General features: G+C 27.7%; 1 protein-coding gene and 1 pseudogene. Both read right to left on the reverse strand.

Annotation, left to right across the window (positions count from 1 at the left end; translation table 11 throughout):
- A pseudogene (locus OQH62_RS08445) lies at positions 1 to 798 on the reverse strand (hypothetical protein); the annotation flags it as partial.
- A gap of 22 nt (positions 799 to 820) precedes the next feature.
- Positions 821 to 2,215 (reverse strand): lipase family protein (locus OQH62_RS08450; RefSeq protein ID WP_266016111.1); only part of this gene is annotated, 1,395 nt, incomplete at its 5' end.

Raw genomic sequence — 2,215 nt, forward strand, 5'->3', positions numbered from 1 at the left:
GTAGAAAAAGATTTGAGTAGGAGGAGAGTTGAGAGATTCTTGTGTAATACCATAGTCTTGATAGTCTTCTAATAAAGATTGTATATCTATATAAGTTTTATCTTTAGTGAATATATCTATTTTATTGTTGTGGATATGGATAAGGTTAGACATTGAAACAGAGAATGGTTTAGAATCTTGAGCATTTAGATTTTCTAAGTCTTTAGAATATACTTTATCTAAGAATATGATTTGAATGCTTTTGTCTTGGGATTCTAAGATAAGATGAGAGTCTTTAGAGGTCTTGTTTGAATTAAAACTGATTTGTTTTGTTCTTTGTTCTTGTCTTTGTTTGTCTCTTAATTGTTTTTCTCTTAATTCTTCTTGATATTCTTCATAGCCTAATTGTGAAATTCTCTCTTGTTCCTCTTTATAGTCTTGTTTTCTCTCCTCTCTTAGGTTTATTAGAGATTTATACAAATCTTTTCTTGCTTGGAGGTATTCATTGGTGAGAGAAGATTTGTTAAAAATAAAGATATTTGCAAAATCTGATTTATAACCTAAAATTTTACTTGCGTTTTTTTTATCTAAAAAACTTTCATCGTTTTCTTTGCAAATAGCAAATGGTTTGCAAGTATATAGGGCTCTCAGTAAATGAATGGGAGAATCTTTGGTAAGAGAATCTATACTATCTAAAGCAACCTCTTTAAAATAAAAATTTTTATCTTGTTTTCTAAGATTGAAAAAATTATCAACTAAACCATTTTCGCTTATTTCATTTATATATTCAAACTCATAATATAAATTTTGATGTATCATTATCAATCCTTTAATATGATTGTCAAAGCAAGTTTTCCCAATTACACCAATAACAATTTATAAGGAAACTTTCATCTTTAATTCTTGATTGTGCTATAATCTCCTTATAAATATTATCAATTGAAATTAAATAAACAAAACAGTTCGCAATAGAACTTACTTTTAGACCTTTAAATGCAATTTTAGCTAATCTTCCTCTTTGAAAATCATCAAATTTAGTTTGCATTTTAAGAAAATTAAGTTTGATTATAATTGTCTCGGTAGGGTGTAAATGATTACCAAATTGTGTCAGTATTGTTTCTGTATTCATTATATCAATAGTGCATATTCTATAAATTTCACTTTGTTGTAAAAGTTGTGGCAATTCTTTATGGCTATTTGGTAAATAGTTAATAAGATTTTGAACTGCTATGCTTAAATCTTGGTTTAGTGTAAAAACTTCTGTATCAATAGTATGTGGCAAAAAATCATCTATTCTCACTTTTACAAAAACATTATGTCCTATTGGTGCTTTGTGAATTTCGTTAAACAATTTTGCAGCCCCTGTTCGTGCTGTTTGATAATTATAAGAATTGTGTTGTGTTATTATAAAATCTCTTTGGAGATATTTTGGGATTTCATTTTGAATCGTTTTATCATCGCAAACAAGCAAGCCGTTATCTAAGCTAATAACATTTTTTATTCTATCAGTAACAACAATGCTCCTAAATTCATCAATATTGCTATCATATATACTAAAGTCAAAAGCAATCTGTTTAGTTACCTCATTAACAATCTCACTAGTCTTATCAACATAATTTGTTATTTCATTAGAAGTAATGCCTACTGCATTAAAAGTATAAACTTTATGGACATATTGAGGAAAAGATAAAGCAAAAAGTTGAGCTAGATACCCACCAAAAACATGTCCTGTAACTACAATTTTTTTATTATTGATAATAGATTTTAATTTTTCATCATAAAATTGAAGCATACTTAAATAGTAATTTATAGAAACTTTGCCTCTAAAAATTTTTACTCCAGACTTTATAGCATTCACAAGATTCCAATTAATCCTAAATATATCAATACCTCTAAAAGCTAAAATTATCTCATCATTTTTAGTATCATTAAACAAAGTAGCAGAAAAACCCGTATCATCATCTTGAGTAAAGGCTAAGACTTCATAACGTTTGATAAATTCATTTGCCTGCCCATTATCAAAGCTGACATTATATTTATCAAAAATAAAACAAGAAGATTCGGTAAGAGCTTGGTGGTAGGTTGGGAGTTCAATATTATTCTTTTCTAATGCCTTAATATCATCTTCTGTATAATATTCTGATTTATTTTTTAATCCCCATTTTCTTTCTTCATTTTTAAACATACCCTCATTCAACCCCTCACTATAACTTGCCCAACACAGTTCAGCATATTG

Origin of the sequence: Campylobacter sp. MIT 21-1684, assembly GCF_026241315.1 — a bacterium.
In the GTDB taxonomy this organism is placed as follows: domain Bacteria; phylum Campylobacterota; class Campylobacteria; order Campylobacterales; family Campylobacteraceae; genus Campylobacter_D.